Annotated in this window: 17 protein-coding genes; 9 read left to right on the top strand and 8 right to left on the bottom strand. The window is 73.1% G+C overall.

What is annotated here, in order from left to right; translation table 11 throughout:
• Positions 1-198: 198 nt before the first annotated feature.
• Positions 199-624: an LppU/SCO3897 family protein gene (locus ACQRWP_RS27890; RefSeq protein WP_430503310.1), complete on the bottom strand. Its 426-nt coding sequence runs from the start codon at positions 622-624 to the stop codon at positions 199-201.
• A 459-nt stretch (positions 625-1,083) separates the two neighbouring features.
• Here ACQRWP_RS27890 and ACQRWP_RS27885 point away from each other — a divergent pair, with 459 nt between their 5' ends.
• Both ACQRWP_RS27885 and ACQRWP_RS27880 read left to right on the top strand, forming a co-directional pair.
• Positions 1,084-2,088: an EamA family transporter gene (locus tag ACQRWP_RS27885; RefSeq protein WP_430498975.1), complete on the top strand. Its 1,005-nt coding sequence runs from the start codon at positions 1,084-1,086 to the stop codon at positions 2,086-2,088.
• A 10-nt stretch (positions 2,089-2,098) separates the two neighbouring features.
• The gene (locus ACQRWP_RS27880; RefSeq protein ID WP_430498973.1) at positions 2,099-2,752 is read left to right on the top strand and encodes a prepilin peptidase; all 654 of its coding nucleotides are present in this window, start codon (positions 2,099-2,101) and stop codon (positions 2,750-2,752) included.
• 142 nt (positions 2,753-2,894) lie between these two features.
• On the opposite strand, the gene ACQRWP_RS27875 is transcribed toward ACQRWP_RS27880, so the two are convergent.
• The 5 genes from ACQRWP_RS27875 to ACQRWP_RS27855 form a co-directional block, all read right to left on the bottom strand.
• A complete protein-coding gene (locus tag ACQRWP_RS27875) occupies positions 2,895-6,074 on the bottom strand; it encodes a UvrD-helicase domain-containing protein (protein ID WP_430498971.1) in 3,180 nt (1,059 codons plus the stop codon).
• Positions 6,075-6,135: 61 nt separating this feature from the next.
• Positions 6,136-7,380, bottom strand: a complete 1,245-nt coding sequence (locus ACQRWP_RS27870) for a metallophosphoesterase (protein WP_430498969.1) — start codon at positions 7,378-7,380, stop codon at positions 6,136-6,138.
• 13 nt (positions 7,381-7,393) lie between these two features.
• Positions 7,394-7,648 carry a MoaD/ThiS family protein gene (locus ACQRWP_RS27865; RefSeq protein ID WP_430498967.1) on the bottom strand — a complete coding sequence of 85 codons (255 nt, stop codon included), beginning with the start codon at positions 7,646-7,648 and terminating at the stop codon, positions 7,394-7,396.
• A 2-nt stretch (positions 7,649-7,650) separates the two neighbouring features.
• Positions 7,651-8,664 (bottom strand): GTP 3',8-cyclase MoaA, encoded by a 1,014-nt coding sequence (gene moaA / locus ACQRWP_RS27860; protein WP_430498965.1) that lies wholly within the window; start codon positions 8,662-8,664, stop codon positions 7,651-7,653.
• Positions 8,661-9,575: a fructosamine kinase family protein gene (locus tag ACQRWP_RS27855; protein WP_430498963.1), complete on the bottom strand. Its 915-nt coding sequence runs from the start codon at positions 9,573-9,575 to the stop codon at positions 8,661-8,663. The genes moaA and ACQRWP_RS27855 overlap by 4 nt, the downstream gene beginning before the upstream one ends.
• Positions 9,576-9,748: 173 nt before the next feature.
• Between ACQRWP_RS27855 and ACQRWP_RS27850 the strand changes: the two genes are divergently transcribed.
• The 4 genes from ACQRWP_RS27850 (at position 9,749) to ACQRWP_RS27835 (ending at position 12,324) form a co-directional block, all read left to right on the top strand.
• Positions 9,749-10,792 carry a DUF4192 domain-containing protein gene (locus tag ACQRWP_RS27850; protein ID WP_430498961.1) on the top strand — a complete coding sequence of 348 codons (1,044 nt, stop codon included), beginning with the start codon at positions 9,749-9,751 and terminating at the stop codon, positions 10,790-10,792.
• A gap of 61 nt (positions 10,793-10,853) precedes the next feature.
• Positions 10,854-11,105: a hypothetical protein gene (locus ACQRWP_RS27845; RefSeq protein WP_430498959.1), complete on the top strand. Its 252-nt coding sequence runs from the start codon at positions 10,854-10,856 to the stop codon at positions 11,103-11,105.
• Positions 11,102-11,500, top strand: a complete 399-nt coding sequence (locus ACQRWP_RS27840; RefSeq protein WP_430498957.1) for a hypothetical protein — start codon at positions 11,102-11,104, stop codon at positions 11,498-11,500. The genes ACQRWP_RS27845 and ACQRWP_RS27840 overlap by 4 nt, the downstream gene beginning before the upstream one ends.
• A gap of 107 nt (positions 11,501-11,607) precedes the next feature.
• Positions 11,608-12,324, top strand: a complete 717-nt coding sequence (locus ACQRWP_RS27835; protein ID WP_430498955.1) for a GAP family protein — start codon at positions 11,608-11,610, stop codon at positions 12,322-12,324.
• Positions 12,325-12,337: 13 nt separating this feature from the next.
• Here the strand turns inward: ACQRWP_RS27835 and fdhD are convergent, their stop codons facing one another.
• On the bottom strand, positions 12,338-13,204 hold the full coding sequence (fdhD, locus tag ACQRWP_RS27830; RefSeq protein WP_430498953.1) for a formate dehydrogenase accessory sulfurtransferase FdhD: 867 nt from the start codon (positions 13,202-13,204) through the stop codon (positions 12,338-12,340).
• Positions 13,205-13,445: 241 nt separating this feature from the next.
• On the opposite strand from fdhD, the gene mobA reads away from it, so the two are divergent.
• The 3 genes from mobA to ACQRWP_RS27815 all read left to right on the top strand — a co-directional run bounded on the left by mobA (position 13,446) and on the right by ACQRWP_RS27815 (position 15,601).
• The gene (gene mobA / locus ACQRWP_RS27825) at positions 13,446-14,150 is read left to right on the top strand and encodes a molybdenum cofactor guanylyltransferase (protein ID WP_430503309.1); all 705 of its coding nucleotides are present in this window, start codon (positions 13,446-13,448) and stop codon (positions 14,148-14,150) included.
• Positions 14,147-14,413, top strand: coding sequence for a DUF6457 domain-containing protein (locus tag ACQRWP_RS27820; protein WP_430498951.1), 267 nt, complete (start codon positions 14,147-14,149; stop codon positions 14,411-14,413). The genes mobA and ACQRWP_RS27820 overlap by 4 nt, the downstream gene beginning before the upstream one ends.
• A gap of 81 nt (positions 14,414-14,494) precedes the next feature.
• On the top strand, positions 14,495-15,601 hold the full coding sequence (locus tag ACQRWP_RS27815; RefSeq protein WP_430498949.1) for a T3SS (YopN, CesT) and YbjN peptide-binding chaperone 1: 1,107 nt from the start codon (positions 14,495-14,497) through the stop codon (positions 15,599-15,601).
• A 6-nt stretch (positions 15,602-15,607) separates the two neighbouring features.
• Here the strand turns inward: ACQRWP_RS27815 and ACQRWP_RS27810 are convergent, their stop codons facing one another.
• The gene (locus ACQRWP_RS27810) at positions 15,608-16,564 is read right to left on the bottom strand and encodes a zinc-binding dehydrogenase (protein WP_430498947.1); all 957 of its coding nucleotides are present in this window, start codon (positions 16,562-16,564) and stop codon (positions 15,608-15,610) included.
• Between the last annotated feature and the right edge of the window lie 54 nt (positions 16,565-16,618).

Here is a 16,618-nt window from a genome sequence, read left to right as displayed (position 1 = left end):
GCTCCGCGTCGGTCGACGGCGGACCCCACTGCTGCCGGGTCGGGTCGTCCGAGGGCGGAGGGGTGCTCCACTGGGGCACTGTCGGGTCGACCGGCGGTGAGCTGTCAGGCCCGCTGGGCGGGCGCTGGTACGGATCGTCCGGCTGATCGGAACCCGCAGGTCCGTAGGTCGTCATGTCATCCCCGGGGGTGGGTGGTCTCAGCGTTGCTTGAGGCAGAGGACGAAGTCGAGAGTGTCCAGCTCACTGTCGAAGAAATACCAGTTGGTGTAGCCCTCGACCTTGCCGCACTTGGCCTCGGCGTCCCGCTCGCCGCTGGTCGGGCCGTCGATCCGGCTCAGCACCTCGTACGACTTCGCGGTACAGCCGCTGATCAGCAGCTTCGGCTTGCCGCCGGCAGTGCCGTCGTTGCGAACGCACTGGCCGACCTTCGCGAACCGGGGATCGGCCGACGACTCCGGCGCGGCCGCGCTCGGCGCGGGCTCGACCGCGTCCGCGCTGGGCTCACCGGCAGCGGCCGAGCTGCTCGGTGCGGCTGCCGGCGCCGGGTCACTCTGCCCACGGCGGAACCAGAACGCGCCGGCGACGGCTACCACCAGCAGTACGACGGCCAGTACCGCGATCAGCGGCCCCCGACCGCGCCGGCTCGGTGCCGGATCCTCGCCGTACGGACCGTCAGGCCGGTACGGCTGCCCGCCGTACGCCGGGGTCGGCGGGGTCGGCTGGTACGAGTCGCCGTAGGGCGTGCGGGGCTCGTGGCCGTAGGGCGTATCCGTCCCGCCGCCGTAGGGCGCGGCGGGCGTTGCACCGTAGGGCGGGGTGGGTGGGCCGCCGTACGGCCCGGGTCGTCCCTGCGGCGCGGGCGGGTACGACGGGACCGCCGGCGGGTAGGGCTCCGGCGCGGGTGGGTAGGGCTGCTGCGCCGGTCGTCCGGGCGTCTCGTCGGGTCTTTGCCCACGCCACGGCCCCGGGTGGCCGCCCCCCGGTTGTCCGTAGTTCGTCATGCCGCCCTCCTGCACGAGTGGTGAGAGGCCGGCCACCAAAGCGCGACGCGGACTCCGGGGTCACCGTAGCGTGGTCCACTGATGAGCTCACCTTTACCGAGCGCCACGGCCCTCGCCGGCCGTCGTGCCAGCACCACGCCGACCCTGATCTGGACCGCGTTGATCGTGGTCTACCTGCTCTGGGGATCGACCTATCTGGCCATCCGGATCACCGTGGAGACGATGCCTCCGCTGCTGTCGGCCGCCCTCCGGTTCGCCGTCGCCGGCCTGGTCCTGGCGGTGGTGCTGCGACTGCGTCGAGGCCCCGGCGCGCTGCGGGTGGACCGACGGCAACTCGGCTCGGCCGCGTTGGTCGGGGTGCTCCTGCTCGCCGCTGGCAACGGTCTGGTGGTGCTCGCCGAATCGGGGCCGCCGGGAGTGGCGGTGCCGTCCGGGATCGCCGCGCTGCTGGTGGCCACGGTGCCGCTGCTCGTGGTGCTGTTGCGCTCGGCCACTGGCGATCGTCCGCCGGTCTGGACGTTCGCCGGGGTCAGCCTGGGCTTCGTCGGCCTCATCCTGCTGGTGCTGCCGGGCGGTGGTTCGACAGCGGTGCCGCTCGTCGGGGCGTTGACCGTGGTGGCGGCGGCCACCTCCTGGTCGGTCGGGTCGTTCCTGTCCGGACGGATCCGGATGCCCGCCGACCCGTTCGTGGCCACGGTGTACGAGATGGGGGCCGGCGCGCTGGTGCTGGTGGCCGTCGCCGCCGGTCGGGGCGAACTGGCCGACTTCCACCCGGCGGCGGTGAGCACCCGGTCCTGGTTGGCACTGGGCTACCTCATGGTGGCCGGCTCGCTGGTGGCCTTCACCGCGTACGTCTGGCTTCTGCACAACGCGCCGATCTCGCTGGTGTCGACGTACGCCTACGTGAACCCGGCGGTCGCGGTGGCGCTCGGCGCGCTGCTGGTGGCCGAGCCGATCACCGCGCAGGTGCTGCTCGGCGGTGCTGTCATCGTCGCCGGGGTCGCACTGGTGGTGACCACCGAACGGCCGCGTCGGGCGGGCACGGGATCACGATCGGGGGACACGCTGGTGCGCGACCGCCAGTAACGTCCGGCTCATGTCGGCCGCCGCGCTGGTGTCGATCGCGCTGCTCGGCGCGCTGGTCGGCCTCGTCGTACCCATGGTGTCCCGGCGCTTCGCCACAGCGGATGCCCGGCCATCGGCGTTTCCCGGGCCGCAGCCGGTCCGACGGCCCTGGGTCGACCCCGTTGTGGCGGCCAGCGTCTTTGTCGGCCTTGCCGTCGCTGTGGGTGACGACCCGGCGCTGCCGGTCTTCCTCGCGGTCGCGGCGGTCGGTCAGGTGCTGGCGCGGGTCGACCTGGCCTGCCTGCGGCTGCCCGACCCGCTGGTCCTCGTCGCCGGGTTGCTGGCCCTCGGGGGTCTGACCGCGGCGGCGCTGCTGTCCGGCACTCCTGGCCGGCTGCTCGGCGCGCTGGGAGGCGCGGCGGTCGCGGGCGCGGCGCACGTGCTGCTGGCCCTGCTGCCCGGCTCACGACTGGGCTTCGGAGACGTGAAACTCGCCGCCGTCCTCGGCCTGCCGCTCGGCTGGTTGGGCCGGAATGTCCTGCTCACCGGGCTGCTCCTGCCGCACGTGCTGCACGGCGGTCTGGTGCTCGGCCTGCTCGCCGCCCGAAAGGTGCACCGGAACACTCTGCTGCCCCTCGGCCCGGCCCTGCTGACCGGCGCCTGGCTCGCTGCCCTCCTCGCCTAACGCGCCCCCACCCCGCCCCCGCCCCCGCACCCACCCCCGGCTTCGTCGATCTTGCAGTTTCCGCACCGACATAAGGTGCACCCCACGCACAACGGCGACCAAAAGTGCAAGATCGACGGAGCGTGGGGCGTGGGGAGAGGGGTTAGATCAGGCGGAGTTGGCGGTCCCTGGGGCGGCGGGGCTCGGCTTCGCCGAAGCGCTCGAAGAGGCCGGGGTCGATGGTGCCGAGGAACGGCGAAGGGGCGCTGTCGCGCTCGGCGCCGTGGCGGGTGCGGCGGGCGGCGTGACTGACGTACAGCCGGTCCTGGGCCCGGGTCAGGCCGACGAAGAAGAGCCGGCGCTCCTCGGCGACGGCGTCCTCGTCGGGCGTCGAGCCCGGCCAACGCAGCGGCAGCAGCCCGTCCTCGACGCCGACCAGGAAGACCACCGGAAACTCCAGGCCCTTCGCGGCGTGCAGGGTGAGCAGCGTGACCGCCTCGGCGCGCGGGTCGAGCGCGTCCACCTCCGCGCCGGTGGCCAACTGCGACAGGAAGGCCTCCAGGTCGTCACCGCAGCGTCGGGCCAGCGGGGTCAGCAGGTCTACGGCCGAGCGGACGTCCTCGGGACGGACCCCGCTGCCGGCGCCGTCCAGGGTGGGCACGGCGAACCGCTCGGCCACCACCTGACCGGCCAGCCGCACCCGGGCGGCCAGTGGGCCGGCAAGACCGTCGGCGTGCCGTAGCTCGCGGGCGATGGCCGCCACCCCGAGCCGGTCCCGCAGCCGGTCGTGGGAACGCTTCTGCACGGGGATGTTGGCCCGGGTCAGGGCGTCCACGATCGGGGCGGCCTGCGCGTCGGTGCGGTACAGCACGGCGATGTCGGAGAACGACAGTGAGGTGGACCGGCCGTCGATGCGGCCCGAGTCCAGCGAGCGGTGCGACAACCCGCCGACCAGATCGTCGACGGTACGCACCACGAAGTCGGCTTCCTCGGCCACGGACGCCGCCGGGTAGCGCCCGACCAGTGGAGCCTCCGGGTCGAGCCGGGCCGGGTCCAGTCGTCGACCCCGGACCAGCGAGGACGGCGCGATGGCCTGCACGGCGGCGGCCAGGATCGGGGCCGACGAGCGGTAGTTGCGGTTGAGCCGGACCAGGCGGGCGTCGGTGAAGTCCTCGGAGAAGCGCAGGAAGTAGCCGACGTCGGCACCCCGGAACGAGTAGATCGCCTGGTCCGGGTCGCCGATCGCGCAGAGGTTGCCGTCGGCGGGGCTGAGCAGCCGCAGCAGCTCGTACTGCACCTCGTCGACGTCCTGGTACTCGTCGACGAAGATCCACCGCCAGCGGTCCCGGTACCGTTCGACCAACTTCCGGTCGGCCCGCAGCAACTCCACCGGCAGGGAAACCAGTTCGTCCAGGTCGACCAGGTCCTGCTTCCGCAGCAGCGACACGTAGGCGGCGCTGTCGTCGCCGGCCTCGGTGCGGGCCGCCGCCCGCTCGGCGTCGTCGGCGATCCGGAAGTCGGCCGGAAGCCCCGCCGCGTCGGCGTTCTCCCGCAGGATGGTCAACCCCAACGCGTGGAAGGTACCCACTGTGACGTCCTCGGCGACCGGGCCGAGCAGGCCGTCGAGGCGGTGCCGCAGCTCCTCGGCGGCCCGGCGGGTGAACGTGATCGCGAGGCAGTGCTCGGGAAAGACGTTCAGCTCCGCGCAGAGGTAAGCGATCCGGTGGGTGAGCGTCCTGGTCTTGCCGGTGCCCGGACCGGCCACGATGAGCAGCGGACCGCCAGGTGCGGAGGCGGCCACCCGCTGCATGGCGTCCAGTCGGTCCAGCAGGCCGGTGCCGACCTCCTCCATGCCGGAGAGCATCGGCTCGAACGGCTCATGTGGAGACGGTGGCGACGCGATCGGCGGCGCGGGCGCCGGGACCGTCTTCCGCTTCGGCTCCGCCTTCGCCGCCGCCGGGCGCTTGGCCGGGACCCGGGGAGCCGGCTCCGCGGGTCGTCGCTGCGCCGGCACGGGTACGTCGAACAGCGTCTCCTGCGCGCCCAGCTCGGCCGGGTCGAAGAGCGTGATCACTCCGTACTCGCCGTCGTAACCGGGCACCCGGCGGACGTCGCCGCGCCGCAGCCGCCCGATGCCCTCCGCGAGCAGCTCACCACCGGCCTGCGCGACCTCGGTCAGCGGCGTCGTGGTCAGGATCTCCAGCTCGGGGCCGAGCGCGGCCAGTAGCTCGTTGAGCCGCCCCTCGACCTTCTTCGACCGGGCACCCACCTTGTTGATCTCGCCGAGGATCTCGGCCAGCGGTACCAGGTGGGTGACGTCCCGGGCGTGCGCCGGCCGGTGCCCGTCCGGGCGGTCCGCCAACTCCTCGATCCGGCTGAGGACGCCCACGGTGAGGGGCTTGCCGCACTCGGGGCAGCGCCCGTCGGCGGCCCGGGTGCGCTCCGGAGACCAGTTGACCCCACACAGCCGGTGCCCGTCCGCGTGGTACTTGCCCTCCTCCGGGAAGAACTCGATCGTGCCGGCCAGGCCGTCACCGGTCCGCAGCGCCTCCCGGACGGCGAAGTAGTCCCGTTCGGCGGTCAGCACGGTCGCCTCCCGGCCGAGCGCCGGCGGCGAGTGCGCATCCGAGTTGGACACCAGTTGGTAGCCGTCCAGGCTGCCGACCCGCCAGTTCATGGCGGGGTCGGAGGAGAGCCCGGTCTCCACGGCGAAGATGTGCTCGGCCAGATCGGCGTAGCAGTCCGCGATCGCGTCGAAGCCGGACTTCGAGCCCAGCGCGGAGAACCAGGGAGTCCAGATGTGCGCCGGCACCAGGTAGCCGTCCGGGCTGGCCTCCAGGGTGATCTCCAGCAGGTCGCGGGAGTCCAGTCCGAGGATCGGTCGGCCGTCGGAGCCGAGGTTGCCGATCCGGCCGAGCGCGGTGTTGAACCGGGCCACCGCGTCCAGATCCGGCAGGTAGATCAGGTGGTGCACCTTGCGGGTCCGGTCGTCCCGCTTGTAGATGGTGGAGATCTCCACGCTCAGCATGAAACGGACGGGGTCCGCCTCCGCCGTCTGCGCGAGCCGGGGTGGCAGCCGACGGGCGATGTCCCGTTCCGCCTCCGGGCCGAGCCGGTAGAGCCCCGGCTCGGCCGGGCGCAGCGTCTCCCGCAGGTGGTCGTACCAGGCGGGGTGGGTGAAGTCGCCGGTGCCGAGCAGGCCGATGCCCTTGCGCCGGGCCCACCACGCGAGGTTCGGCAGGGTGAGGTCACGGCTGCACGCGCGCGAGTACTTCGAGTGGATGTGCAGGTCCGCGACGAATGGCGGTAGGCCACCGGGGGGTACGGCGCTGAACGGGGGCACGCCGCATCCTGTCACGCCCGCCGCGCCGGCCACCCGCCGCCACGCGCGGACGTGACCTCCGCTATGCCGAGCGCAGCTCGACCAGACTGATCTGCGGCTCCGCGCCGACTCGGACCGGCGGCCCCCAGAAACCGGCGCCGTTGGTCACGTAGACCTTGGTGCCGTCGACCTCGCCGAGCCCGCTGACCACCGGCTGCTCCAGCCTGACGGCCAGGTTGAACGGCACCATCTGACCGCCGTGGGTGTGCCCGGACAGTTGCAGGTCGACGCCGTACCGGGCCGCCTCCTTGGCGGCCAGCGGCTGGTGCGCGAGCAGGACAACGGGACGGCTCGGGTCGCGGTCACCGAGGGCAGCGGCGAAGTCTGGCCCGGCGGCGAGGCCGGTGCCCACCCCGGTCAGGTCGTTCACGCCGGCCAGGTCGAGCACACCGCCCCGGGCCTGGATCTCCTGCCGCCGGTTCTGCAGCACCCGCAGGCCGAGCCGGTCGACCTCCTGGACCCACTCCTCCACGCCGGAGTAGTACTCGTGGTTGCCGGTGACGAAGAAGCTGCCGTAGCGGGAGCGCAGGTCGCGCAGCGGCGCGGCGGCCGAGCCGAGTTCGGCCACGGAACCGTCGACCAGGTCACCGACGACCGCGACGATGTCCGCGTCGAGCCGGTTGATCGCGGCGACGATCCGCTCGGTGTGTGCCCGCCCGCGCAGCGGGCCGAGGTGGATGTCGGAGACGGTGGCGATGCGCAGACCGTCCATGCTGCGGGGGAGTTTGGCCAGCGGGATCCGCACCCGGTCGAGGTGGGGCGGGCCGAGCGCCGTGCGGATGCCGTACCCGGTGACGCCGGTGGCGGTGAGGCCGGCGAAGATGGCCGCCCCACGGGCCAGCAGCAGCCGACGGGACGGGTCGTGGTCCGGTGCCGCTACGGCGCCGGCGGCCGGCGGCTCGGTCGGCCCGGCGGCGCCGACCAGCACCGGCTCGGGCGCGGCGGTGGTGGGCTCCGCGGCGACCACGCGGCGGCGGAGCACCAGCCGGGCGACCAGCATCGGAACTTCCAGCACGACCAGTACGACCAGCAGGTAGAACATCAGCGCGAGCCACAGGTAGCCCGGCCAGGCGAGCCAGTAGAGCCCGGCCTGCGTCCCGGCGAGGGTGACCGGCACGAGCAGGGCCAGCACCAGGGCGGCGATCCCGCCGATCCGTCGCCAGCGGCCCGGCGTGGTGGTGTCCCGAACGAGCCGCTTCCACAGGTAGAGGTGGATGAGGCCGGTGACCAGCGCCAGGACAGCCACGAACCCCAGAACCGCCATCATGTGTGCGCCTCCCTCAGCCGCCCGCGAACGGGGGCAGGACATCGATCGTGGCCCCGGCCGGCAGGGTTGCCTGACGATCATGACAGGTGACGCCGTTCACGAGGAAACTCGCCACCCGCAGCACCCCGGCGAGCCGGTCGCCGTGGCGCTGGGTCAGCTCGGCCATGACATCGTCGAGTGACCGCCCGGCGGGGATGGCCTCCTCGGCACGGCCGGCGGCGGCGCGGGCGCCCGCGAAGTAGCGGACGGTCAGCGGGGTCCCCTCCATGCTCAGCCTCCGATCGCGGACATCGGGCGGGTCGGCTGGAGGAAGGTGGGGTCGTCGATGCCGTGCCCGGCGCGCTTGCCCCACATCGCGGTACGCCAGCGTCGGGCCAACTCGTCGTCGTCCGCGCCGGTGCGCAGTGCGGCGCGCAGATCCGACTCTTCGGTGGCGAAGAGGCAGGCGCGGACCTGGCCGTCGGCGGTCAACCGGGTGCGGTCGCAGTCTCCGCAGAAGGGGCGGGTGACGCTGGCGATCACACCGACCCGGGCGGGGCCCCCGTCGACCAGCCAGGTCTCCGCCGGTGCCGCGCCGCGCTCGGCCGGGTCGGGGCTCAGATCGAAGACGGTACGCAGCGACGCCAGGATCTCCTCGGCGGTGACCATGGTGTCGCGGGCCCAACCGTGCTGGGCGTCCAACGGCATCTGCTCGATGATCCGCAACTGGTAGTCGTGATCGAGGGCGAAGCGGAGCAGCGCCGGTGCCTCGTCCTCGTTGACACCACGCATCAGCACTGAATTGATCTTCACGGGACTGAGCCCGGCGGCCGCCGCTCCGGCGAGCCCCGCCAGCACCGCGTCGAGGCGGGGGCGGCGGGTGAGCTTGGTGAACCGGTCCGGGTCCAGCGTGTCCAGTGAGACGTTCACCCGGTCCAGGCCGGCCGCCCGCAACGCCGGGGCCAGTCGGTCCAACCCGATGCCGTTGGTGGTCAGCGAGACCCGGGGGCGGGGTTCGAGGGCGGCGACCGCCGTCACGATGTCGACCAGCCCGGCTCGGATCAGCGGCTCACCGCCGGTGAACCGCACCTCGGTCACGCCGAGCAGTTCGACAGCCACCCGGACCAGCCGGACGATCTCCTCGTCGGTCAGCAACTCGGGGCCGGCCAGCCAGGGGAGCCCTTCCGCCGGCATGCAGTAGGTGCAGCGCAGGTTGCACTTGTCGGTGAGGGACACGCGCAGGTCCCGGGCGACACGGCCGTACCGGTCGACGAGGACGCCGTCGGTCCCCGGGGCGACGCTCACCTGTCGACCGTAGCGCGCTCGGCCCGGCTCAGGACGGCACGGGAGGTCTGGACGACCACATCTCGGAAGCTGGCGCCGAAGAGTGCGGTGTGCACGAGCAGCAGATGCAGCTGATGCAGGAGCACGCGGTCACGCCAGCCGTCCGGTAGTGGCCAACTCTCCTGGTAGGCAGCCAGCACCCGATCCAGGTGGGGGATGCCGCCGAAGAGGGCGAGCTGGGCGAGGTCCGTTTCCCGGTGCCCACCGTGCGCTGCCGGGTCGACGAGCCAGGCCCGGTCGTCGGCCCCCCACAGCACGTTGCCCGGCCACAGGTCGCCATGGATGCGTGCGGGCGGCTCGTCGCCGCCGAGCCCGTCGAGGCGGCCGATCACCTGCTCGACCAGAGCGGCATCGGCGCTGGTCAGCGCGCCACCGTCGACCGAGCGTCGCAGGTAGGGGGCGAGGCGCCGTTCGGCGAACCAGGTCGACCAGCGCCCGCCCGTGGGGGTGTTGTCCTGTGGGAGCGAGCCGATGAACCCGGGCCAGGTGGCACCGAAGGCGGTCGCGCCCGCCCGGTGCAGCCCGGCCAACTCCCGGCCGAAGCGCTCCGCGGCCTCCGGCGTCGGTTCGCCGGGCTCCACCCAGTCGAGCGCCAGCAGCTCCGGCAACACCACGATCACCTCGGGTACGCCGACCGCGCCCGCCTCCCGCAGCCAGCGCAGGCCCGCGGCCTCGGCGGCGAAGAAGCCCTCCGGCGCCGGTCGGTCGGCGCCCTCCGGCCAGGACTTGGCGAAGACGGAGTGGCCGTCGTCGAGGGTGAGCCGGGCGGCGGCGCAGATGTTTCCACCAGCGACCGGCGTCTCCCGGAGCCGCTGATGGGTCCGGAAGGTCGGGAGGTGTGCCGGATGCGCGCGCAGGTACGCCAGGTCCATCAGCGCACGGTAACCGCTCCTTACGACAGCCAGGTGTCGCCCGACGACATCGGCGCTCTTTCCGCACCTGTAGGTGTGGCGTGAGCAGGGAAAACACGTTCAGTAACTGTGGATAAGTCGCGTGTCGTCCACAGGGGTGGAGGAGCCTGGGACCCCCGCCGCAGGCTTCCGACATGACCTCGACCGAACGCCCTCAGCTCGCCGTCCGCTCACCCGCCGACCTGATCGCCGCTGTGCCGTACCTGCTCGGCTTTCACCCCACCGACAGCGTGGTCGCCGTGGCGCTGGTCGGCCGGCAGATCGTCTTCGCCGCCCGCGCGGACCTGCCCGACCCGACCGAGCTGGGCGGCCTGGCCGGGCACCTGGCTGGTGTGATCCGCCGGCAGGGCGCGGAGGCCGCCACCGTGGTGGGTTACGGGCAACCGGAGCGGGTCACCCCGGCCGTGGACGCGGTGCGCGACGCGCTGAACGACTTCGGGCTGCACGTGCTCGACGCGCTGCGGGTGACCGACGGTCGCTGGTGGTCCTATCTCTGCACCGAGCCCGACTGCTGCCCGCCCGAGGGTCGCCGCTACGACCCGACCGTCAACCGGGTGACCGCCTCGGCGGTCTTCGCCGGCCAGGTCGCTCTCCCCGACCGGGCCGCCCTGGCGGCGCAGGTGGCACCGGTGGACGGCCCGGCCCGGGAGGCGGCCCGCGCGGCCACCGCCGGCGCCGAGCTGAGACTGGCCGAGCTGGTCGAGCAGGCACCCGAGAGCGACCTGCTCGGGGCGCGGGCGCTGCGCGCCGCCGGGGTGGCGGCGGTCCGCGAGGCCCAGCGCCGGCAGCGGCGTGGTGAGCGGCTCGACGACGACGAGGTGGCCTGGTTGAGCCTGCTGATGACCCACCTGCCGGTTCGCGATCACGCGTGGGAACGCACCGACGGCCGGGACCGGGACATCGCCCTCTGGACCGACGTGCTGCGCCGCGCCGAGCCGGAGGTGGCCGCCGCGCCGGGTGCGCTGCTGGCATTCGCCGCGTGGCGCGCCGGACAGGGCGCGTTGGCGGCGGTCGCGCTCGAGCGCACGCTGAGCCTGCACCCCGACTACTCGCTCGCCCTGCTGCTGGACGACCTGCTCCGGCGGGGCGTGCCCCCGGCCGAGCTGGACGGCTGGCCGTCGGTCGGGATGCCCGGCGTCATCCGGCCCCGCAAACGGAGCCGACGTGGCCGCCGCTGACCAGCCCCACCGGCCGCGCGGTAATACCGTCGGTGCTACCGAAGTTGATAGGCTGGCGGACGTGACCGTCAAGCGCTCCGTGAGCCTCCCCGACGACGTCGCGGACTGGCTCGACCAGCAGCCCAACGTCTCGGCCGCCATCACCGCGGCGGTACGGGTGCAGATGGCCCGCGTGCACCTCGACGAGGTGCTGCGGCGAGCCGGCATCGAGGTGACCGAGGCGGGTCGGGCGCGATGGCGGGAGCGCCTCGCGACGCCCATTCCGGCGGAGGCTCTGGCCGAGGGGCGCCGGATGTTGGGACGCGCCGGATGAGCGATCAGATCGCTGTCGTGTTCGACGCGTCGGCGTTGACGGCTTACCTCGAGGGCAACGTCTCGGTGGGGGAGTTGATGCTGGAGGTCGCCGACGAGGGTCGGCAGGTGGCCATCCCCGCGACCTGCCTGGCTGTCGCCTTCGCGAGCGTGGTCGACGAGATCGATGCCGCGCTACTGGCCCTGATGATGACTGCCCCGATGATCCGACTGCTGCCGCTCGACGCCGAGGACGTGCGCGACAGCGGCAAGCTGGCCCGTGCCGTGGCCGGAGACGTCTCGTTCGGCCAGGCCGCCCGTGCGGCACTCACCCACGAGGCGCACTACGCAACAGTGCAAGCCAAGGTGGCGGCGAAGGTGCTCCCCACCAACTGGAGCATCCTCGACCTGGCGTGACGGGTCCTCCGTCGAAGGATGTACGCGTTGCTCCTGTCCACGGCCGACGCGGCAGGTTCACCGCCGCCGGAGAATGATCTCGTGGCCGTTCTTCGCGTTGGTACGACATGACCCCCGAGTTGCCGCTGTCGCTGGCCGGGCTGGCGTTGATCGACAGCACCAGCATCGGCACCCTCTTCATCCCGGTCTGGTTGCTGCTCGCCCCCGGCCCGGTAAACGTCCGGCGGATCCTGGGCTACCTCGCCACCATCGCGACGTTCTACCTCGCGGTGGGGCTGCTGCTGGTCTGGGGCGGCAGCGCGCTGGGGGACGCGCTGGGCGGCGCCCTGGACAACCGGGGCGTCCTCTGGGCGCAACTCGTCCTGGGCGTGGGGATGCTGGTGCTCAGCTTCCGCTACGACGGCAAACGGCGTCCCCGTACCGGTGGTGTGTTGCGCTGGCGGGACCGGGCCACCGCCGGAGATTCCTCGGCCCGCTGGTTGGTCGGGCTCGCGCTGCTCGCGGCGCTTGCCGAGGTGGCGACCATGCTCCCGTACCTCGGTGCGGTGGGTCTGTTGGCCACCTCGGGGGTGGGAGCGGCGAGCGTGGTGGCGCTGCTCACCGGGTACTGCCTGGTCATGGTGCTGCCGGCGGTGTTGTTGCTGGGTGCCAGGGTGGCCCGCCCGCGACTGGTCGAGCCGGTGCTGGCCCGCCTGAACACCTGGATCGTCACGAAGGCGGGCAGCGCGTTGGGCTGGATCCTCGGCATCGCCGGTTTCCTGATCGCCCGTGATGCCGCCGCACGGCTGGCCCTGTTCGACCTGATCGACCGGATCGGTCGCTGACGGGCCGCTCACGTCAGGCTGGCTGCTCCACGGTGATCCGGTGCGGCCCGGTGTAGACGTTCATGGTCCGCCCGCGCAGGAAGCCGACAAGTGTCATCCCCGCCTCGTCGGCCAGTTCGGCGGCGAGGGTGCTCGGGGCGGACACCGCGGCCAGCAGTGGCAACCCCGCCATCCACGCCTTCTGGGTCAGCTCGAAGCTGGCTCGTCCGGAGACCAGCAGCAGGTGCCCGGCGAGCGGCAGCCGGCGTTCCCGCACGGCCCAGCCGATCACCTTGTCCACGGCGTTGTGCCGGCCCACGTCCTCCCGGAGCACCACCAGCTCACCGTTGGGGGTGAACAACCCCGCCGCGTGCAGCCCGCCGGTCCGATCGAAGCCGCGCTGGGCGGCGCGCAACCGGTCGGGCAGTTCGGCGAGCAGCGTGGCCGGCACGCTGAGCGGATCCGCCGCGACCGGGAAGAGTGACCGGGTGCGTACCGCGTCGATGCTGGCCTTGCCGCAGACCCCGCAGGAGCTGGTCGTGTAGAAGTTCCGGGACGGGTCGGTGGTCGGTTCCGGTACGCCGGGGGCGAGCACCACGTCCACCACGTTGTACGTGTTCGGCGTTTCCGCGCCGGCGCAGAGCTGAGCGGTCAGCACGTCGTCGGTCGACCGGATCAGCCCCTCCGTCAGCAGGAACCCGATGGCCAGGTCCAGGTCGTCGCCGGGGGTACGCATGGTGACTGCGAGCGGCCGACGTTTGCCCGGACCGGCCGCGCCGACCCGGATCTCCAGCGGCTCCTCCACGGCGAGCGTGTCCGGTCGGCGGACCGATCCGCGCCCGGCGGTGGCCGCGTCCAGGTCGATCCGGAGTACGCCGCGTCGATCAGTTGCCCGTCCCATCCCGCCATCCTCCACCCCCCGCCGCCACGCCCGCACGACCACCGGCCGTTAGCGAACGCCAACCCAACCGAGCAACCCCCAACCCCATCCCGACCCCACCCCACCCCACCCCCGCGCGTTGATCATGAAGTTGTCCGCGCGTGTCGTCGGCGTGTCGAGCGACAACTTCATGATCACCGGGGCGAGTGGTCGGGCCAGCAGGGTCGGCGCGATCGGGCGCTGGCACGGCTACGGTGGCCGGGTGGGGACGTACGCCGCAGTGGTGCTCGCGGGTGGGGCCGCCCGACGGATGGGCGGGGTCGACAAGCCGGCGCTTCCGGTCGGCGGCCGGCCGATGCGTGACCGGGTGCTGGCCGCCGTCAGCGACGCGACGCCGCGGGTGCTGGTTGGTGCGGCCGACGCCGTGCCGTCGGGTGTGCGGGTCGTCCGGGAGGACCCGCCCGGCGGGGGTCCGGTCGCCGCGGCGGCGGCCGGTCTGGCGCTGCTGGATGCCGACACCACCCTGGTCGCGCTGCTCGCCGCCGACCTGCCGCTGCTCACCCGGGCCGCGATCGGTGACCTGCTGACCCACCTCGATCGGGAGACCCCCGACACCGAACCGCCGGGCGGCGGCTCCGCTCCGGCACCGCCGGCCCACACCGGCCTCGCTCCGGCACCGCCGGCCCACACCGGCCCCGACGGCGAGCGGCGCCCCGACGGAGCGTGCTTCGTGGACGGGGACGGGCGGCGGCAGTCGCTCTGCGGTGTCTGGCGGGTCGCCGCGCTGCGGTCGGCCTTTGACCGGCTGACGGTCGAGCGGGGCGGCAGTCTGTCCGGAGCCCCGGTCCGGGCGTTGCTGGCAGGTCTCGTCGTGCGGGAGGTGGCCTGGTCCGGCGAGGGCCCGCCGCCGTGGTTCGACTGCGACACTGACGAGGACGTACGCCGGGCGGAGGAGTGGGCGCGATGACGGTGATGGACGACTGGGTCACGGCGGTGTGCGCCGAGTTGGATCTGGACCCGGCCGGGGTGCCGGTGCCGGCGGTGCTGGATCTGGCCCGGGACGTCGCCCATCAGGTGCTGCGTCCGGGTGCGCCGGTCACCGCGTACCTCTTCGGGTTGGCGGTCGGCCGGGGCGCGGACCCGGCGGACGCTGCGGCCCGGCTCAGCGCGCTGGCGGGCGCCTGGCCGGTCGAGCTGGGCGCCGACCCCGCCGACCCGACGGCCCCCTGACCGCCGCTGTCCGATCCCGGTCCGGGCTGATTCGACCAACAGGCGGCGTGGGTAGGGTGATCGTGACGGACGGAGGCGATCATGACGGCTGACCACCCCTCGGCGCCGCACGGTGAGCTGCCCGGCGCTTCGACTGAGCCGGCGGAATCGATCCTGCTCGACGAGCCCAGCACCACCGACCTGCGGGCGAAGGTGACCGAGGCGTGGCGGGAGTTCGCCCGCGCGCTCGCCGTACGGCTGCGGGAACTTCCCGTTGGCGCGCACCTCGACGTGACCCTGGACCCCACCGCCTCCGGCACCGGGGACGCCGTCTATTCGATAAGCGTCGACGTGGACGCGGACCGCGTGTTGTCCGCCCGCGCGGTCGGCAACGCCGCCCTGCCGGCGGGCTACCGACTGGACCGGGGCGCGGTGGCGGACATGGTCGCGCTCGGTTGGTCCCCGCCCGGGGTGGTCGCCGGCTCCGGCGGTTCCTTCGGGCTGAACGCCACGACGGCCGAGTCGACGCAGGTCGCCACGCTGCTCTCCCGCACGCTGCGGGACGTCTACGGTGCTCCGCACCCGGCCTTCCTCGTCTATCTGGTGCACGACGCCGAGGGCGAGCCGTTGGCCGTGGACCCGCTGGGCACCGCCCGCAGCGAGTTCGGTCCGGACGCCGACGTCGAGGCGGACCTGGAGGAGGCGTTGGCCGAGGCCGCTGCCGCGCAGGTCGAGCGGGACGACGTGCTCGACCTGGCCGATCGGGTCCGCACCGTGGTCTCCACCATGTTGAAGTCGGACACCGACCGGTTGCAGATCGACTCGGACGGCGACATCACCATTCGCGCCGGCTCGGCGATGGTCTTCGTGCGGGTGCGGGACAATCCGCCCCTGGTGGACGTCTTCTCGCCGGTGCTCACCGAGGTGGAGCCGACCGAGCGGCTCTACGTCAAGCTCTCCGAGCTGACGAACCGGATGCCGATCGGCCGCCTCTACTGCGCCGACGACACGGTCTGGGCGTCCATCCCGGTGTTCGGCCGTAACTTCCAGGCGACCCATCTGATGCTGGCGGTGCAGGTGATGACCGGTCTTGCCGACGAGTTGGACGACCGTCTGCACGGCGAGTTCGGCGGCAAGCGGTTCTTCGGTGAGGGTGACAAGCCGGTCCGGCGCGACGAGTCGGAGCACCGCACCGGCATGTATCTCTGAGCCCGATCAGGCTACGTCCAGCAGGGTCTTGCCGACCGTCGCGCGCGCCTCGATGGCGGCGTGCGCGTCGGCGGCACGTTCCAGCGGGAAACGCTGGCCGATGAGCGGTCGCAGGCGGCCGGCCGCCGCGTCCGCCAGGACCTGTTCGGTGTATGCCCGCAGCCGGGCCGGCGGCACGTCCGGGCGGACCACTGTGACCTGCCGTGCCGTGGCGGCCTCCGCCGACACCGGGGACCACTCCCCGCTCGCCAACCCGAAGCTGACCATCCGGCCGCCCGGGGGGAGCAGGTCGAAGGCTGCCCGGGCCACCGGACCACCGACCCCGTCGAGCACCACGTCGACCCCGCCCACGGCAGCGCGGACCTGCTCGGCCCACTCGGGCAGCAGGTAGTCGACGGCCAACTCGGCGCCCAGGCCGGGTAGCAGGTCCACCTTGTGTCGCCCACCGGCCGCGCCGATCACCCGGGCCCCGGCCCGGACCGCGAGCTGCACCAACAGGCTGCCGACGCCGCCGGCAGCGGCCTCCACCAGCACCCGGTCACCTGGGCGGACGCCGACCGCCTCGATCAGCATGGTGGCGGTCCGCCCGTCGGCCAGCAGGGCCACCGCCTCGTCCAGCGCCAACCCGGGCGGCACCGCGATCGTCGCCGACGCGTCCACGGCCGCGCGTTCGGCGTAACCGCCGGAACCTCCGGTGGCGCTGACCACCCGCTGCCCGGTCAGCGCCGGGTCGACGTCCGACCCGACACCCGTGATCACCCCGCCGACGCCGTTGCCGGGGATCAGCGGTGGGGTGAGGCGGAACGGGCCGGGGTGACCGGCGCGCAGTTGCGTCTCGATGAAGGTGATGTTCGCGTGCGCGACGTCGATCAGCACCTGGCCGGGGCCGGGGACCGGGTCGGGCGCGGGGCCGGGCACCAGCACCTCGGGCCCGCCGAACTCACGTAACCAGATCGCCCGCATGACAGTCCCCTCGGCCCCGATGGGCTGCCTCGCCCATTCGGGGTCAGTCCACCT

Source organism: Micromonospora trifolii, assembly GCF_050516465.1.
Taxonomy (GTDB): Bacteria; Actinomycetota; Actinomycetes; order Mycobacteriales; family Micromonosporaceae; genus Micromonospora; species Micromonospora trifolii.
This window is presented reverse-complemented; position numbering and strand designations above follow the sequence as displayed.